This is a genomic window from Pseudoalteromonas sp. SCSIO 43088, assembly GCF_023650795.1.
Classification (GTDB): domain Bacteria; phylum Pseudomonadota; class Gammaproteobacteria; order Enterobacterales; family Alteromonadaceae; genus Pseudoalteromonas; species Pseudoalteromonas shioyasakiensis.
In genome coordinates this window covers 879330-894270 of sequence record NZ_CP072676.1, presented here as the reverse complement: position 1 = coordinate 894270, position 14941 = coordinate 879330, and the positions used below count along the sequence as shown (strand labels likewise).

10 protein-coding genes are annotated in these 14941 nt (G+C 40.6%); 6 read left to right on the top strand and 4 right to left on the bottom strand.

Annotation, left to right across the window (positions count from 1 at the left end):
• Positions 1-312 precede the first annotated feature (312 nt).
• Complete coding sequence (locus tag J8Z28_RS21780; RefSeq protein ID WP_250660642.1) at positions 313-2352, top strand: tetratricopeptide repeat-containing sensor histidine kinase; 2040 nt, start codon at positions 313-315, stop codon at positions 2350-2352.
• Here the strand turns inward: J8Z28_RS21780 and ppc are convergent.
• Positions 2349-4994, bottom strand: coding sequence for a phosphoenolpyruvate carboxylase (gene ppc, locus J8Z28_RS21775; protein WP_250660641.1), 2646 nt, complete (start codon positions 4992-4994; stop codon positions 2349-2351). The genes J8Z28_RS21780 and ppc overlap by 4 nt on opposite strands.
• A gap of 423 nt (positions 4995-5417) precedes the next feature.
• Here ppc and J8Z28_RS21770 point away from each other — a divergent pair, with 423 nt between their 5' ends.
• Positions 5418-5681: a hypothetical protein gene (locus tag J8Z28_RS21770; protein ID WP_250660640.1), complete on the top strand. Its 264-nt coding sequence runs from the start codon at positions 5418-5420 to the stop codon at positions 5679-5681.
• Between the two features lie 52 nt (positions 5682-5733).
• On the opposite strand, the gene J8Z28_RS21765 is transcribed toward J8Z28_RS21770, so the two are convergent.
• Entirely contained in the window at positions 5734-8718 is a 2985-nt protein-coding gene (locus tag J8Z28_RS21765) for a Tn3-like element ISKox2 family transposase (protein ID WP_008126957.1), read from the bottom strand.
• Between the two features lie 158 nt (positions 8719-8876).
• Here J8Z28_RS21765 and J8Z28_RS21760 point away from each other — a divergent pair, with 158 nt between their 5' ends.
• Together J8Z28_RS21760 and J8Z28_RS21755 are read left to right on the top strand one after the other, a co-directional pair.
• A complete protein-coding gene (locus J8Z28_RS21760; RefSeq protein ID WP_250660639.1) occupies positions 8877-9380 on the top strand; it encodes an SDR family NAD(P)-dependent oxidoreductase in 504 nt (167 codons plus the stop codon).
• 10 nt (positions 9381-9390) lie between these two features.
• Positions 9391-9999, top strand: a complete 609-nt coding sequence (locus J8Z28_RS21755; protein ID WP_250660638.1) for a flavin reductase family protein — start codon at positions 9391-9393, stop codon at positions 9997-9999.
• 15 nt (positions 10000-10014) lie between these two features.
• Here J8Z28_RS21755 and J8Z28_RS21750 read toward each other — a convergent pair whose 3' ends face one another.
• Positions 10015-11094 (bottom strand): M24 family metallopeptidase, encoded by a 1080-nt coding sequence (locus J8Z28_RS21750; protein ID WP_250660637.1) that lies wholly within the window; start codon positions 11092-11094, stop codon positions 10015-10017.
• Positions 11095-11223: 129 nt separating this feature from the next.
• On the opposite strand from J8Z28_RS21750, the gene J8Z28_RS21745 reads away from it, so the two are divergent.
• Complete coding sequence (locus J8Z28_RS21745; RefSeq protein ID WP_250660636.1) at positions 11224-12444, top strand: M24 family metallopeptidase; 1221 nt, start codon at positions 11224-11226, stop codon at positions 12442-12444.
• A 152-nt stretch (positions 12445-12596) separates the two neighbouring features.
• Positions 12597-14003, top strand: a complete 1407-nt coding sequence (locus J8Z28_RS21740) for a YfcC family protein (protein WP_250660635.1) — start codon at positions 12597-12599, stop codon at positions 14001-14003.
• An 87-nt stretch (positions 14004-14090) separates the two neighbouring features.
• On the opposite strand, the gene J8Z28_RS21735 is transcribed toward J8Z28_RS21740, so the two are convergent.
• Positions 14091-14852, bottom strand: coding sequence for a hypothetical protein (locus J8Z28_RS21735; protein ID WP_062565526.1), 762 nt, complete (start codon positions 14850-14852; stop codon positions 14091-14093).
• Positions 14853-14941 lie beyond the last annotated feature (89 nt).

Here is a 14941-nt window from a genome sequence, read left to right as displayed (position 1 = left end):
TTGATTTGGCTTAACGGTAGCTGAATCAAAAAGCTGGGCTATTTTATTAATATCGCCTCTCTAGTCAATACCTAGCAATAAAATAGGTATGACCAGTTGTGAAATTCAGATTTTAGGATTAGATCTACTTTAAAGAGTTGTTATGCAAATTCATATCTTATTTACTTTAGACACAAGTATGAGTTTTCCTTTCATAGAATCAGCTTTTTCAGATAAACCTATATTTAGTTAAAATTTATAATATTTGGCGTTAATTAGACAGCAAAATGGGTGAGCGTTTTTTAAGCTCACTTTTAAATGGATTGGTGTGTCATGAAAGCGCGATTGGTTATATTATTTGGCTTTACTTTGTTGATTTTATTAATTTCAACAACACCTAAAGCGATGCCCATTAAAGAATTTGAAAAGCTTAGAACCTCAATAAGGCAAAGCTACGCCAGTTCACCTCAAGAAGGGCTTGAGTTTGTAAATGCGCTAATTGAAACTACCGAACTAACACTAGAACAAAAGATTATAGTCACTAATTATAAAGCTTGGTTTTTGCTTGAGACTGACAAGCTTGAACAAGCCATGGAAACCATTGTTAAGTACATGAATATGGTTTCTCAATCTGATGAAAAAGACCTCATGTATGGCTATTTTAATATTTCAGGGGGCATTTATGCGCGCTTAGGTCTATATGAAGAAGCCTTAGCGTACTATCGCGATGCCATGCCATTTGCACAATCTCGAGATGAGCGTTTAGTTTATCAAACCGAAAATAATATCGCTTTAGTAAAGCTACGTTTAAACCGTTATAAAGAAGCTGCCGACTCGTTCACATACTATCGAGATTATGCCCACAGTAAAAATCAAACTCTCAACGAATCATTTGCAAGTAATAATTTAGCGCTAGCTTTAATTGGGTTAAAACAGTATCCAGAAGCACTCAAGATTATCAATGAAGCTATTGGGCTGCAAAGCCAACACAACTACACCACTCACCTTGCTTCAAGCCTTGTTTTAAAAGCCAAAGTATTACGTTTTCAAGGTTTTTTAGAAGACTCAGAAAAGGTACTCAACGAGGCTTCAACGCTTATTGAAAATAAACAACTTGAGAATGAGCAACTTAATATTATTTTATGTTTAGCAGAAACGTATGAGGCACAAGGACATACTGATAAAGCACTCACAACGCTTGCATCCGTTGATACTCACACTGTTAGCCATACTAATTTTGAAGCCCTATTATCGATTGCCAAATTAAGTGCAGAGCTTTACGAGCAACAAAAAAATTATGTAAATGCACTTAGCGCTTATAAACAATATTCGTACATTAACGCCGCTATTTTAACCAGACAAGCCAAAGTGAATTTAGCAAAAGCACTTGCAGAAGCCGATGTTGCCGCAAAAGAAGTAAGAATTTCTAACCTAACTCGTGCTGAGCAAATAAAAGCAACTAAAGCCAATGCATTTAAAGACCTCACGATTGTAGTAAGCATCTGTTTAGTTGTTATTTTATTTGGCTCACTTATCGCCATTAACAGCATAGACAAACAAAAACAAAAATTAACTAAAGCATTAGAGCAGTTAAAAGATACACAAGATCATCTGATTGAAATCGAAAAAATAGCCTCTTTAACAGCACTGGTATCTGGTATGGCGCATCAACTTAATACCCCTATTGGCACCATAGTGACCGCAAGTTCATTAATCGATGATTACATGGAAGGTTTAGAAGAAAAATTTAAAGCCCGAGAGCTCTCTAGCAAGCATTTTCATAAGTTCATCACTGATACAAATAGCGCTAAAGAGCTGGTGATCTGTAGCATTAATCGGCTTGCTGGAATTGTCGAAGAATTCAAAGCGCTCAATGTGTCGATACACCTTGATAAACCGATGAGCAAAATACAGCTGCCAAGCTTTCTTAATCATCGTTTATGCCCTTTGAGCAAACATCTTGGTAAACAAATTGAGTTTAAAATTCATGGTGATGAGGCAGTTATTACGTCATATCCAACTATCTTAAGTGATGTATTAAAAACCTTGGTTATAAATTCCTGCGAGCATGGCTTTGTTAATTCTGATCAAGGTGTTGTCGAAGTAATAGTTAAAGCCTATACACATGTGGTTGAAATTACCTATCAAGATAACGGTGTCGGTATCAATGATGAGATCCTACATGAAATATTTACGCCTTTTTATACAACAAATCTAGGTGGGAACCATCTAGGGCTTGGCTTAAACGTAGTATTTAATGCGGTAAAATATAATCTTAGAGGGAAAATAAGCGCCGAGTCATGTAAACACGGCGCACGATTTGTTATTAGCCTACCAATCGATGCTCGATTGGTTGATGACACCAGCTATTAACCGGTATTACGCATACCTGCAGCAATACCTGTCATAGTGATCATCAAGGCGTTATCAATATCGCCTTCAGATCCCTCGTCAGCTTCGCGTGAACGACGCAGTAACTCAACTTGTAATAAGTTAAGTGGATCCGTGTACGGGTTACGAAGTGCGATTGACTCTTTGATCCACGGTTGGTCTGCAAGCAGGCTCTTTTGTGGGCTAAGCGATTGCACAAGCTCAATCGCCTCGCTCAATTCTTGACGTAGCTTCACGCCTAATGGCTTATATTGCTCAGTCACTAGTGCATCATCGTAATGCGCACTTAACCATGTATCTGCTTTACTAAATACCATTTCTAGCATCTCTAAACGAGCACGGAAGAATGGCCATTTTAAGCTCATTTCATGAAGTGTCTCGATACCATACTTATCTAACGCAGCTTTAAGGCCTGTTAATGCACCTAACCAAGCTGGCAGCATTAAACGGTTTTGGCTCCATGCAAAAATCCATGGAATAGCACGAAGGCTTTCTACCCCACCGTTCGGGTTACGCTTCGCAGGGCGAGAACCAAGTGGCAGTTTAGAAAGCTCTTGCTCTGGGGTTGCCATTCTAAAGTAAGGAACAAAATTTTCATCATGGCGCACAACTTGACGGTAATGCTCACAAGAATCTGCACTAATAAGCTCCATAACATCACGCCATTCGCTCTTTGGCTCTGGTGGCGGCAACAAGTTACTTTCAAGAACTGCACCGGCATAAATATTTAAGCTTTGCAGAGCAACAGCAGGTAAACCAAACTTAAAGCGGATCATTTCACCCTGCTCTGTTACACGTAGGCCACCTTTTAATGAACCTGGAGGCTGTGAGCGAAGAGCTTGGGCAGCTGGCGCACCACCGCGACCGACAGTACCACCACGGCCGTGGAATAAAATAAGCTCAATACCGCGATTTTCAGCTAATTGAACCAGCTTATCCATAGCTTCATATTGTGCCCAACCAGCAGCCATCATGCCTGCATCTTTTGCTGAGTCTGAGTAGCCGATCATGACATTTTGTTGGTTTTGAATATGACCACGGTACCAAGTGTTATCAAGTAAACATTCAATAACATCTTTACCATTATTTAAGTCATCTAACGTTTCAAATAATGGCGCAACCGGTAAGTTAAACTTACAGCCGCTTTCTTTAAGCAATAACTGCACTGCCAGTACATCAGATGCAGTACGAGCCATCGAAATAATATACAAGCCAAATGTTTGAGCATCTTGCGCTGCAATTACATCGAATGTATCCAGCACCTCTTGTACTTCTGGGCTTGGTTGCCAATGTTTTGGAATTAGCGGACGTCGAGAGTTTAGCTCAGCAAGTAAAAACGCTTGTTTGTCTTCTTCTTGCCATTGATGGTAATCACCTAAACCTAAATAACGTGTTAACTCAGAGAAAACATCACCATGACGCGATGAATCCTGACGTACATCAAGTTTTGCAAGGCGCAGACCAAAGCTGTTAATACGGCGCAGAACATCAAGCAGCAAGCCATCAGCAACTACTTTCATGTTGGTTTTAATAAGCGAGCGATAACACACTTCTATTGGGTGTTTAATTTGCGCGATATCGGTAATTAAATCTTCAGAATCAGTGCGCTTTTTCTTAATTTTTGCGCCCAAATGCGTCACAGTTTCAGCTATTTGATTCTTTAATTTTTTAAGTACCGCACGGTAAGGTTCAAAGTCTTGACCTGCAAGCTCAATAAGCTCATCGCTTGCATCCGACATAGATAACTCATTGCTTAGCGTTTCGATATCACGCGAATACAAATCGAGTGCCATCCAGCGGCCATGATCAAGTACTTGCTGTGTGACTTCAGCAGTTACAAATGGGTTACCATCACGGTCACCGCCCATCCAAGAAGTAAATTCAATTGGGCTGAAATCAATAGGTAGCTCTAGATCAAGCTCTGCTTTTACGTCTTCGCCAAACTCGCGTAAGAAACGCGGAACAGCATGCCATAGGCTATTTTCAATAACCGCAAAACCCCATTTAGCTTCATCAATTGGCGTTGGGCGTGAGCGACGAATGTCATCGGTATGCCACGCTTGGCTAATAAGCTGGGCAATCCGGTTTAATAAATCTGCACGTTCACTAGGTAAGTTGTCTTTACGCTCTAAAGAGGCAAGGCAATCACTTAATTCTACGTGTTTATTGATCATTGTACGGCGTGTCACCTCAGTTGGGTGAGCCGTCAGTACTAAATTGATGTGGAGTTTTGAGAGTGTTTGCGCCAAGTGATTAGGATCAACTTGACCTTGCTTTGATGCTGTTGCTAACGCTTTTAATGTTTGAGTGAGAGGGTTTAGTTGGCAAAAACCAACATCATTAAAGCGCGATACGGTATGGAATTGTTCGGCAACATTAGCAAGATTCAAAAAATGATTAAATGAGCGTGCAACCGGTAATAGTTCTTCATCTGTGAGAGCGTGTAGTACTTCGATAAGCGCTTGTCTGTCGGCTTCGTTACCACTACGTGACGATTTAGATAAAGCACGAATCTCTTCTACCTTATCTAAAATGGCTTGTCCTTGTGCATCTTTAATGGTTTGACCCAGCATTTGTCCAAGCATACTAACATTACCGCGAAGTGCAGCGTATTGTTCACTCATTCTCATACTCCTTTCTTTAACTAAGTTGAAAGTACTTACTGCACAGTATTTAGCCAAGCACGAACGCAGCTAAACACTGATCCCTTTTATTAATATCATTGTCAGCGTTAATTTAATAGATCGAATTTTCTAACATACTCGTAAAAAAGAATAACCAATCTATAAACATAAAAGTTTAATAAATACGCAGCTTAGTCAGCTGCAAAGCGTTAAAGCCAACTCAATTGGTAAAATGGACTTACCAATTCAAAAGGTAAAATCCCCGTAATTTAAGGCATCCTTAAAGTTTGCATGGTCAAATTTTTACCCGCCTTTTTTATGTGTTTGTAGGGTTAGATCAAAACAAACAGAGCTACTATCATTTTATTAGTTGGTGATAGTTTGAGCGAAAAAATTTTCAAATATTTTTATAACAGGTCAAAAATGCAACTCTATATTTTGTGCGGTGCAAGCAGTGAAATTGCAAATGCCTATTTCACCACTCTATATAAACGAATAAACACGGGTCATATCGTAACCATCAGTCGAGGTGAATTTAAGGCAAGTTTTAATGAATCTGTAAGCGATGAGATAAGCCACCAGCATTTTATTACTGACTACTCAGAGCAAAGCTTAAGTGGTATTACAGAAGAACTTGCCGGTGGCCAATATGGGGTTCTAGGGATTTTCCCCTCTAAAGTAACATAAATCGCCACAACCCTCGCAGTTAATGGCTTGTGGAGCTGGGTTACCTTTCATTTTAGACTTCATTTTCAACAATAGGCCTAGTTATTTCCTGTAAATCAGGTAGTTTGCGGTTACTAGCGAACTGATAAGTGCCGCTCAGATTAATGTTCTGCCATGCAACGGGTGATACTTGTCGAGTTATTGCTGCTTTTTCCTCGTCACCAACTTCTTCAAAGTGCAGTAATAGATGACTTAGGATCATCGAGTTAAAGTAGATAATAGCATTTGCCGTCAAACGGGCACACTCGTTCCAGACGACTATTTCTGATTCGTTTTTTCCACGGAACTGGTCACGATTGACCGATGCAATAGCTCGCCTGAGGAAATGCCAGGCTTCGCCTCGGTTCAGTGCTCGTTGAACATATTGGCGCAGACTTGCATCATCAATATAATCAAGTAAATATTGGGCTTTGATGAGCCTATTATATTCCGTTAATGCTTGTAATATAGGGTGTCTAGATGGATAACCAGATAATTTGCGTACTAGCAATGCCTGTGTTGTGCGTTTTTCTTGAAGGGATAACACAATACGCTGAATATCCTGCCAGCCTTCTTCAATCACATTCATTTTTATCGGCTTTTTCAGCGCCAGATGCGTGTTTCCGTCGTCGCTTTCAGTTACGTTAAATAGGTCATTGATCACACTGGTGAACTGAGCATACCTAGGCGCAAAACTATAACCGCATAAATCCAATAAGGCATAATTAACATGATTAACACCATGGGTGTCGGTTGAGAGGACATCTGGCTTAAGATCACTAGTATTAGATTGTAGTAAGTCGTAAATATAATGGGACTCATGCTCATTAGATCCTATGATACGGGCATTTAACGCACTATGATTGGCAACTAACGTCATGGCCGTAATACCTTTGTTGGTGCCGAAGTATTTCGAGGAGTAGCGAGTTTTAAAAGTCTCAAGGTGAGTTTCAAATTTTTGCCCATCGGTACTGGCGTGCAGGACGTCTTCTTGGATGTGATAGTGGCGGAAAATAGGGAGTGCCGCTACTGCGTTATTGATGATATCACTAGCCTCTTGCAAGGTTTCAGGCCTAATATAATTAGCTTGTATAGTGCTTAGATGCTCATAACTGCGATCAGATATTTGTGCCATCCCATATACGCCGCGATGTGTCGCATTCGCAATTAGAATAGCCAATAAATCATCCTGATTGGCGCCTACTTGTTTTTGTATTGGCAGCACGTGTGCGAAGCATTGCATAAAGTTGGTTTCTTGTTCAACATAACGCAACACATCAGCAATACTGACGGGGATCATTTGTTTAAAGAAAGGGTTGTTGACAAGTGATTGGGAGCCTTTAACTGGCAGTCGCCATCGTGTGCCACTTCGGCTCTTCATGATCACATTGCGGTTATCACCATTATCAATGTGACGAGCAACATCTTCTAGGGATGTTGTTAAGCGTATTTGTTTTACTTGCAGTAGCTTCTGAATCGGCTGCTTTAGCTTTTCCAATGTTGATGATGCCAATAGATCAGGCTGTATTGACGATGCAATTAAGTCGTCTTCTAGCGCACGATATTTAGTGACGTTTGATAAGTAAATTCGACCATTAAGCCGAGAAGCCAGTTGACGGTAAAGCAACCATTCGTATCGCTGTGGATGAACAACATCCTTGTTAATTAACCATGGACGATGTTTTTGTTGGATAAGTGTACTATCCATTGTTTGCAATGTATTACCTGCTAATAGTTCTGTTTTTGTGGTTTTGAGCTGGGTCACTAATGCTTCTGAGCCTTTACCTGCTTGGCATTCAAGACATAGAAACACGGGCCTTAATAACTGCTCAATTAACCCGTTTTGATCATCATAATATTGCCATTGATATTCTTCTACCGTGCGTTTTTGCTTTTTTAAGTACAGGCATAGCGTTTCTATATCTTGGTTATTCATTACACTTAATGCTTGTTGCCTAACCGTTGCAAATGGTTGATTATCGTCGATACTGTCATCAACAAACAGATGCAGTAATTCTGCGGCTTTGGTGACATTGTCTGCAGCTGACCTCCATGAGTCAAACACTGCCTGTTGGGCAAACGCATGCGCAGCTTCTTGTTGTTTACGGATATGATGAATAAACCCATCAGCCAATCGCTCTAGGCTTTGCCGTATGCGTTGAGTCAGAAAACACAGCAACCATAGGTGTTGCTGTGGACGCTTAAAGCGTTTTAGTTTACTGCCATAATAATCCACCATTTCACCGAAGTGTTGTTGGTTTTTAGACGATAAGGCTAAGCCCTTAACAGCATTATCAATCTGTCTTGTATAAGGCTGTAACTGATGATACACCGTCAGTTCTTTTTTTAGCTCTGTCACCATAACGCTTTTTGCACCGGCTCGAAGCTGGCTTAAGGAGAGCCCATCTTTGTCATCGATAATAGTATTTAGAAATCCGTGTAGTTCAGATGAAACATGAATACGAAGCTTATTATTTAACGCCTTCTTGACCTGTTGGATAACACGACTGATAAGCTTTTGTAAGACAGTATATTTAGGGATGGCAATTCTATGCGTTGCTAGATATTCAGCGGCTGCATCGAATAGATAACGAGGCTCAAGCCAAGCTTTGCCGACCATAACAAGATGTTCGTACAGCGGCGCAAAGTGCAGACTTTCGTCCCATTTCTGATAGTTTAATAACCTCAGTATTCTTTGATATATACGGTCACGCTGCATCTTATTAATGCTGAAAGGCCTGATCCCTTTGCCTCCTTGAACTTGCGTTGAAATAAACTGCATATCGTCAAAGATGAGGTTAAAGCTAGGTGAAAGAATCACAGGCTTAGACTTAAAATACCCTAATAACGCAATGAAATAGCATCGGTGGTTCCTTAGGCGAATACTTTTCAACTCTGTTAACTCGATCTCGTTTGGCGTAAAATACAATCGTTGTTGTTCAAGTGATAATAGCGGCGGAGAATATAGATCAAGCTGCTCAGCTTTGGTAAGAATTGATAGTTCGTTTTTTATAGCCATAGGAATTAAATTAAGTTTAAGGGGTTGTTAACCTCATAATTTGCCATACTTTGGAGAAGTAACCCACCTTTGTATGCCTTTAAATATGGTGAGTATGGCGATTTATGTTACTTTAGAGGGGAAAATCCCTAGAACCCCAATATGATTTGGCCCAGTTGATGATATTTAACGGCCTATTGCATGATCCAGATAATGTGCCTGAACGTAAACTTGAACAAATATCTGAGCAGCACTTTATAAATAGCATGATGACAAATGCTCTACTACCAATTCGCTGTGTGACTTTATTCTCATCGCTTTTAAAGCCACAAGTTTCAACTGTGGTGTGTGCCCTTAGTGCACGTGTTGGTAGCATTCGTGATAACAAGTTAGGCGGTTGGTATAGCTATCGGGCATCGAAGGCGGCATTGAATATGTTATTTAAATCTGCAGCTATTGAACTCAGCAGACGCTATAAAAAATGCCACTGTGTGTTATTTCACCCAGGTACTACTGATACGCCATTATCAAAACCCTTTCAAGCAAATGTGCCCGAAGGAAAGCTATTTACCCCTGAGTTTGTAGCCGAGCAATTGTATTCATTAATAAGTAATGCTGACTATTTACAACAATCACAAAACCCTGCCTACTTTGACTGGCAAGGAAAACCCATAGACTGGTAACAGGAAATTTATGCATTTAACAAAACAAGCCATTTCTGATTTAGAAAACCGCTATCGCGCTCATTTAATTAATAGTTTGTCGGGGTTTAAAAGTGCCAACTTAGTCGGCACACAAGATAGCAACGGCAAAACCAATTTGGCGATTGTAAGTTCAGTATTTCATCTTGGGGCACATCCCCCTTTAGTGGGTATGATAATTAGGCCTCATTCAGTGCCTCGCCATACCCTAGAGAACTTATTAGCCACTAAGCAGTACACGATTAACCACGTGAACAAAGACATTTATAGCAAAGCACATCAAACATCGGCACGCTACGACAAGGACGAGTCTGAATTTGATGCAACAGGGCTTACTACTGAATATCTAAATGACTTTACAGCGCCTTTTGTTAAAGAAAGTAAGCTTAAATATGCGCTTGAGCTGAGAGAACACCACCACCTTGCCATCAATGGCACTGAGCTGATCATAGGTGAAATAACCGATATCTACTTAGATGAGGCTTGCTTGCAAGAAGATGGCTTTGTCGATATTGAAGCCATTGACACAGTCGCAGTGAGCGGGCTTGATAGTTACCATGTAACTGAACGTTTAGCCCGCTTAGCGTATGCTAAAAAATAACCTTTAATTTAAGCACTAGATTATAAATGGCTTAGGCGCATGGGTTAACACCTCAAAGCCAGATTCGGTGACAACTATGTCATCTTCAAGGCGCACACCACCATAGCCTGGTATATAAATGCCAGGCTCAATGGTGATCACATTACCAACTTCAAGGTTGTAGTCTGTCAGAGTGTTGATGAATGGCACTTCATGTAAAAACAGCCCTAAACCATGCCCAAGCCCTTTACCGGCGTATTCGCCAAAGCCCGCCTCAGCAATCACCTTGTTTGATATAGCATTTAAATCTAAACAATTAACACCCGGTTTAACCATTTCTAGTGCCGCATTTTGTGCATCAAGAACAGTATTATAAATACGGGTTTGTTTTTCTGACGCTTCGCCAATGATGTAACTGCGGGTCATATCAGAGCGATAGCCATTTACAACCGCACCAAAGTCAAGGGTTACAAAATCACCTTGCTTTAAAACCTGATCTGACGGGTTACCATGCGGCAAGGCTGAGCGTTCTGCAAACAGCATAATAGTAGCAAACGACATTCCTTCTGAACCGAGCTTTTGCATTCTAAATTCAAGCTCTAACGCAAGGTCTCGCTCAGTTACACCCGGTTTAAAATAAGGTAGCGTTTGTGCTAATGCTTCATCAGCGATGGCTGCAGCAGCTTTGATTTGCGCAACTTCCCAGCTATCTTTAACGCGTCTAAGTTTTTCAATTAAGCCGTTTACCGCTGTTAGAGTGTGGCCGGTTAGTTCATCTGCCACACCTTGCCAAATTGCTACCGTGATATAGCTTGCATCAAATGCAACATGGCTTTTTGGGTTAAGGTGTCTATTTATACAATGGCCAAGGGTTTCGTTGTCTCTGTCTCGACAAACAATTTCGAACCCTGTTGTTTCAGCAATTGCACGTTGATGGTAACGGTAATCAGTGATCAACACACACGCATTTTGAGTAATTAATGCATAAGCAGCATTACCACTAAAACCACTTAAGTAACGAATATTTTCATGACCAAGTACTAACATGGCGCTGTAACCTTGTTGTTCTAGCAAGGCTTTAAATTCAGCTTGTCTTTTTAAGTAATTAACTTGCATTGTCGCTCCTTATTTTTTGCGCATGCTAACAGTTATAGCCATAAATACGAATATTATGCGATTAGTCGCAGTGAGTTTGCATCAACTGTTTACTCACGCCACAATGCAGAAAAAACCAAGGAGTACACAATGACAACATACGGTATTGGCACACAAACGCCAGAGCAGGCGCTTGACTCTTTGTCAGATATGACAACAGATTTAACCCCTATTCAAAATGACGAATTTCATGCGCGTATCGCAAAAGCACAAGCGTATATGCAAGCAAACAATATTGATGCAATTTATTTAAATGCAGGCACTAACCTAGCCTATTTTACAGGGATGCGTTGGTACGCAAGTGAGCGTTTAGTTGGCGCTATTTTACCTGCTAAAGGTGATGTGCAATACATAGCACCGTTTTTTGAAATCGGCAGCTTAAACGATTTTATGGTGATTGATGGCCCAATTCGTGGCTGGCAAGAACACGAAAACCCTTATCAACTGTGTGTAGATGTTCTTACAGAAATGGGCATTAGCAAAGATGGTACCCTTGGTATTGATGAAAGCGCACAGTTTTTCATCTACGACGGCATTAATAAAGCGAACGGCAATTACAATATTGTTAACGCACAGTGCGTAACAGCTCACTGCCGCATGCATAAGTCAGCTAATGAACTTGCCTTAATGCAACGTGCAATGGACATGACTTTAGAAGTACATAAAGCAACGGCAAGTATGCTTTATGAAGGTATCACCACAACTGAGGTTGAAGCCTTTATTAAAAAAGCGCACCAAAAAGTCGGCGCACCGGGTAACTATTTTTGTATTGTGTTATTTGGTGTTGCGTCGTCTTTCCCGCATGGCGTTAAAAACCCGCAAACCCTTAAAAAAGGTGATGTGGTACTGATTGATACTGGCTGTAAAGTACATGATTACCTCTCTGACATTACCCGTACTTATGTATTTGGTGAAGCAACCGATCGCCAACGTATGTTTTGGCAACACGAAAAAAATGCACAACTTGCTGCTTTTGCTGCCGCAAAAAATGGTGAGCCATGTGGCAAAGTAGACGATGCTGCAAGGCAGTACCTCGCCGAAAATGGCATGGGACCAGAGTATCAAACACCAGGCTGTCCACACAGAACAGGCCATGGCATTGGTTTAGATATTCATGAATGGCCATACCTAGTGGGTGGTAACCCTACCCCACTCGCAACAGGTATGTGTTTTAGTAACGAACCCATGCTAGTTATACCGGATGAGTTTGGTATTCGCTTAGAAGATCACTTTTATATGACAGACGAAGGTCCGCGTTGGTTTACCGAGCCTGCTCATAGCATTGATGACCCATTTGGGTTAGCTAAATAAAATTCAAATAAACTTTATAAGGCCAGTTTTCTGGCCTTTTTTGTATCTGAATTATTACAATCATTAACAGTGTGGACATTTTTGAGACAACCTATCAGCTTTTATCATGTTATGATTTCAAGAATTTAACCTAACATAATTACGGAGAATAAATGGGTTTACGTTTTAAAGTTCCACATACCCTGATACTGCTGCTGGGCATGATGGTTGTTGCGCTTATTGCTACCTGGTTAGTACCACAAGGTTTTTTCACTACTACATTAAGTGAATCAGGCCGAGAAATGGTTGTTGCGGGCACCTATCAAACCGTTGCTGAACGCCATTACTTAACTCCATGGGATTTATTACAAGCCATACCTCGCGCTTTTGCTGCTGCTCAAGATGTTATTTTCTTTGTGTTAATTGTTGGCGGTGTATTAGCTGTTGCACGTGCCACAGGCACTGTTGATGCTCTAATTGGTAGGCTATTAGAGCGACACGGTAAAAAACCACAACGATTAATCTTTATGGTGGTGTTTTGCTTTGCCTTAGCATCAAGCAGTATTGGTACCGCCGGTGAATATATTCCTTTTGTTATTATTTTAGTAGCGCTTTGTAAAGCAATGCGCTTAGACGCAATGACCGCCGTAGGTATGATAGTCGCAGGTTATGGTATTGGTTATGGTGTTTCGGCATTTAACCCATTTACTGTATTAATCGCACAGCAAATTGCCGGTATTCCTGTTTACTCTGGCTTAGAGTTACGTTTAGCTATATTCATTCCATTTGTACTCATTGGTTTTCATCATGTTTGGCAATACACCAAAAAGGTAGCGAACGATCCGTCTAAATCAATGATGATTGGTGTACCTTGCCCACTCGAAAATCAAACAGCAACAAGTTACCCAGCACTTGCCCTGCGCCATAAACTAGTTTTAGGCAGCTTTATTATTACCCTTGCAATTGCAGTATGGGGCATCGCAACGAAGGGCTGGTACTTATACGAGCTAGGCGGTGTTTTTATTGCTTGGGGTGTAGTTGTAGCCATTTTAGGCAAACTATCTGCTGATGAAGCAGCAAACAAATTTATAGAAGGCGTATCTGATCTTGTTACCACCGCAGTGTTAATTGGTGTTGCACGGGGTATCGCCCTTATTTTAGAAGACGGCCAAATCTTACATAGCCTTGTACATGGTATGTCGTTACCGCTTTCTTATGTATCAGCAGAAATATCTGCAATTGGCATGCTGGTTATTCAAACCCTACTCAATACCTTTATTCCTTCTGGATCAGGCCAAGCTTATGTCACCATGCCATTAATGGCGCCACTAGGTGATTTAGTCGGTGTACCAAGGCAAGTCGCCGTGCTTGCTTATCAATTTGGTGATGGCTTTTCAAATATGATCATTCCGACCAATGCCGTACTTATGGGTATTTTAGGCATGGCTGGTGTGCCTTACGGCCATTGGTTTAGATTCTGTTTACCACTACTAATTAAACTAATGGTCGCAGCATCGGTTGTATTAGTTTTAGCAGTGATGTTTGGCTATGGCTTAGATGTACAGCCACAGATAAACTAACTCGTTTGGGTGAAAAAAAGCGTCAATTGACGCTTTTTTATAATCCTATTAAACTGTTTATTATGTTAACTATGGATTAATTATGTCTTAATTAAACCTTCTCAAACACATTGCTTTAACACGTACATAGTTAAAACCATTACCATAAGCCCTTGAAAAATTGACTTCCCAACTTGATGTTGATAACACCTTACTGCTTGAAATATTAACATTACGTCCCGTGCCTAAAAGCCTTAATTCAGGACCACCACTCACTGCAAAATAACCTGAAGGGCAGTTACCTGAAACCGCTCGCCTCATCACACTATAAGACGAGCTAACTGGCACATATCCGCCCACTCTAACCAGTATGCTTTGGTACGTATCGCTCGTATCTACTTCGCAAATAAAGCTTCCGTCAGGATAAATCACCCTAAGCGATGAATTAACAGGGCAAGAGCCATCTAAGACATCTTGTTTAGATGCTAAGCTTGCTTCTAAGTTATCTAAGTCAGATTGAAGAGCTGCAGTTTCTGCTTCTAAAGCTGATATTTGTGAAGCATTCGCATCAACATCACTTTGTAAAACCGCAATATCATTTTCATTCGCTGTTATACGCGCAGATAAATCACTGATATCTTGTTGAATGAGCATTACATCAGCTTCAATGCTAGCAATAGATGCGCCTGTGCTTGCTGCTAAGGCGTCTAAGTCAGCTTTATTTTGATCTATTTGCTCTTGAAGATGCTTAAAAGGAACACCATTTGGTGTTTCTCCATTGCCTTTTCCAGATGGTTCTGCATGTAATTGAGTAACGAGTAAAGTACTCGCAGCCAAAACGGCTAGTTTTAATCTTGATTGAGTATTCATAATATACCTCCATTTAATGATCACTATCTTGCTAGAGGTATATCCAATTACATAAAACTTCATAAGCCAAACACTAGTGGTTTAAAATA

Coding starts and splice junctions, on each gene's coding strand:
- J8Z28_RS21780 (WP_250660642.1), top strand. CDS start 313: ATGAAAGCGCGATTGGTTATATTATTTGGCTTTACTTTGTTGATTTTA.
- ppc (WP_250660641.1), bottom strand. CDS start 4,994: ATGAGTGAACAATACGCTGCACTTCGCGGTAATGTTAGTATGCTTGGA.
- J8Z28_RS21770 (WP_250660640.1), top strand. CDS start 5,418: ATGCAACTCTATATTTTGTGCGGTGCAAGCAGTGAAATTGCAAATGCC.
- J8Z28_RS21765 (WP_008126957.1), bottom strand. CDS start 8,718: ATGGCTATAAAAAACGAACTATCAATTCTTACCAAAGCTGAGCAGCTT.
- J8Z28_RS21760 (WP_250660639.1), top strand. CDS start 8,877: ATGATATTTAACGGCCTATTGCATGATCCAGATAATGTGCCTGAACGT.
- J8Z28_RS21755 (WP_250660638.1), top strand. CDS start 9,391: ATGCATTTAACAAAACAAGCCATTTCTGATTTAGAAAACCGCTATCGC.
- J8Z28_RS21750 (WP_250660637.1), bottom strand. CDS start 11,094: ATGCAAGTTAATTACTTAAAAAGACAAGCTGAATTTAAAGCCTTGCTA.
- J8Z28_RS21745 (WP_250660636.1), top strand. CDS start 11,224: ATGACAACATACGGTATTGGCACACAAACGCCAGAGCAGGCGCTTGAC.
- J8Z28_RS21740 (WP_250660635.1), top strand. CDS start 12,597: ATGGGTTTACGTTTTAAAGTTCCACATACCCTGATACTGCTGCTGGGC.
- J8Z28_RS21735 (WP_062565526.1), bottom strand. CDS start 14,852: ATGAATACTCAATCAAGATTAAAACTAGCCGTTTTGGCTGCGAGTACT.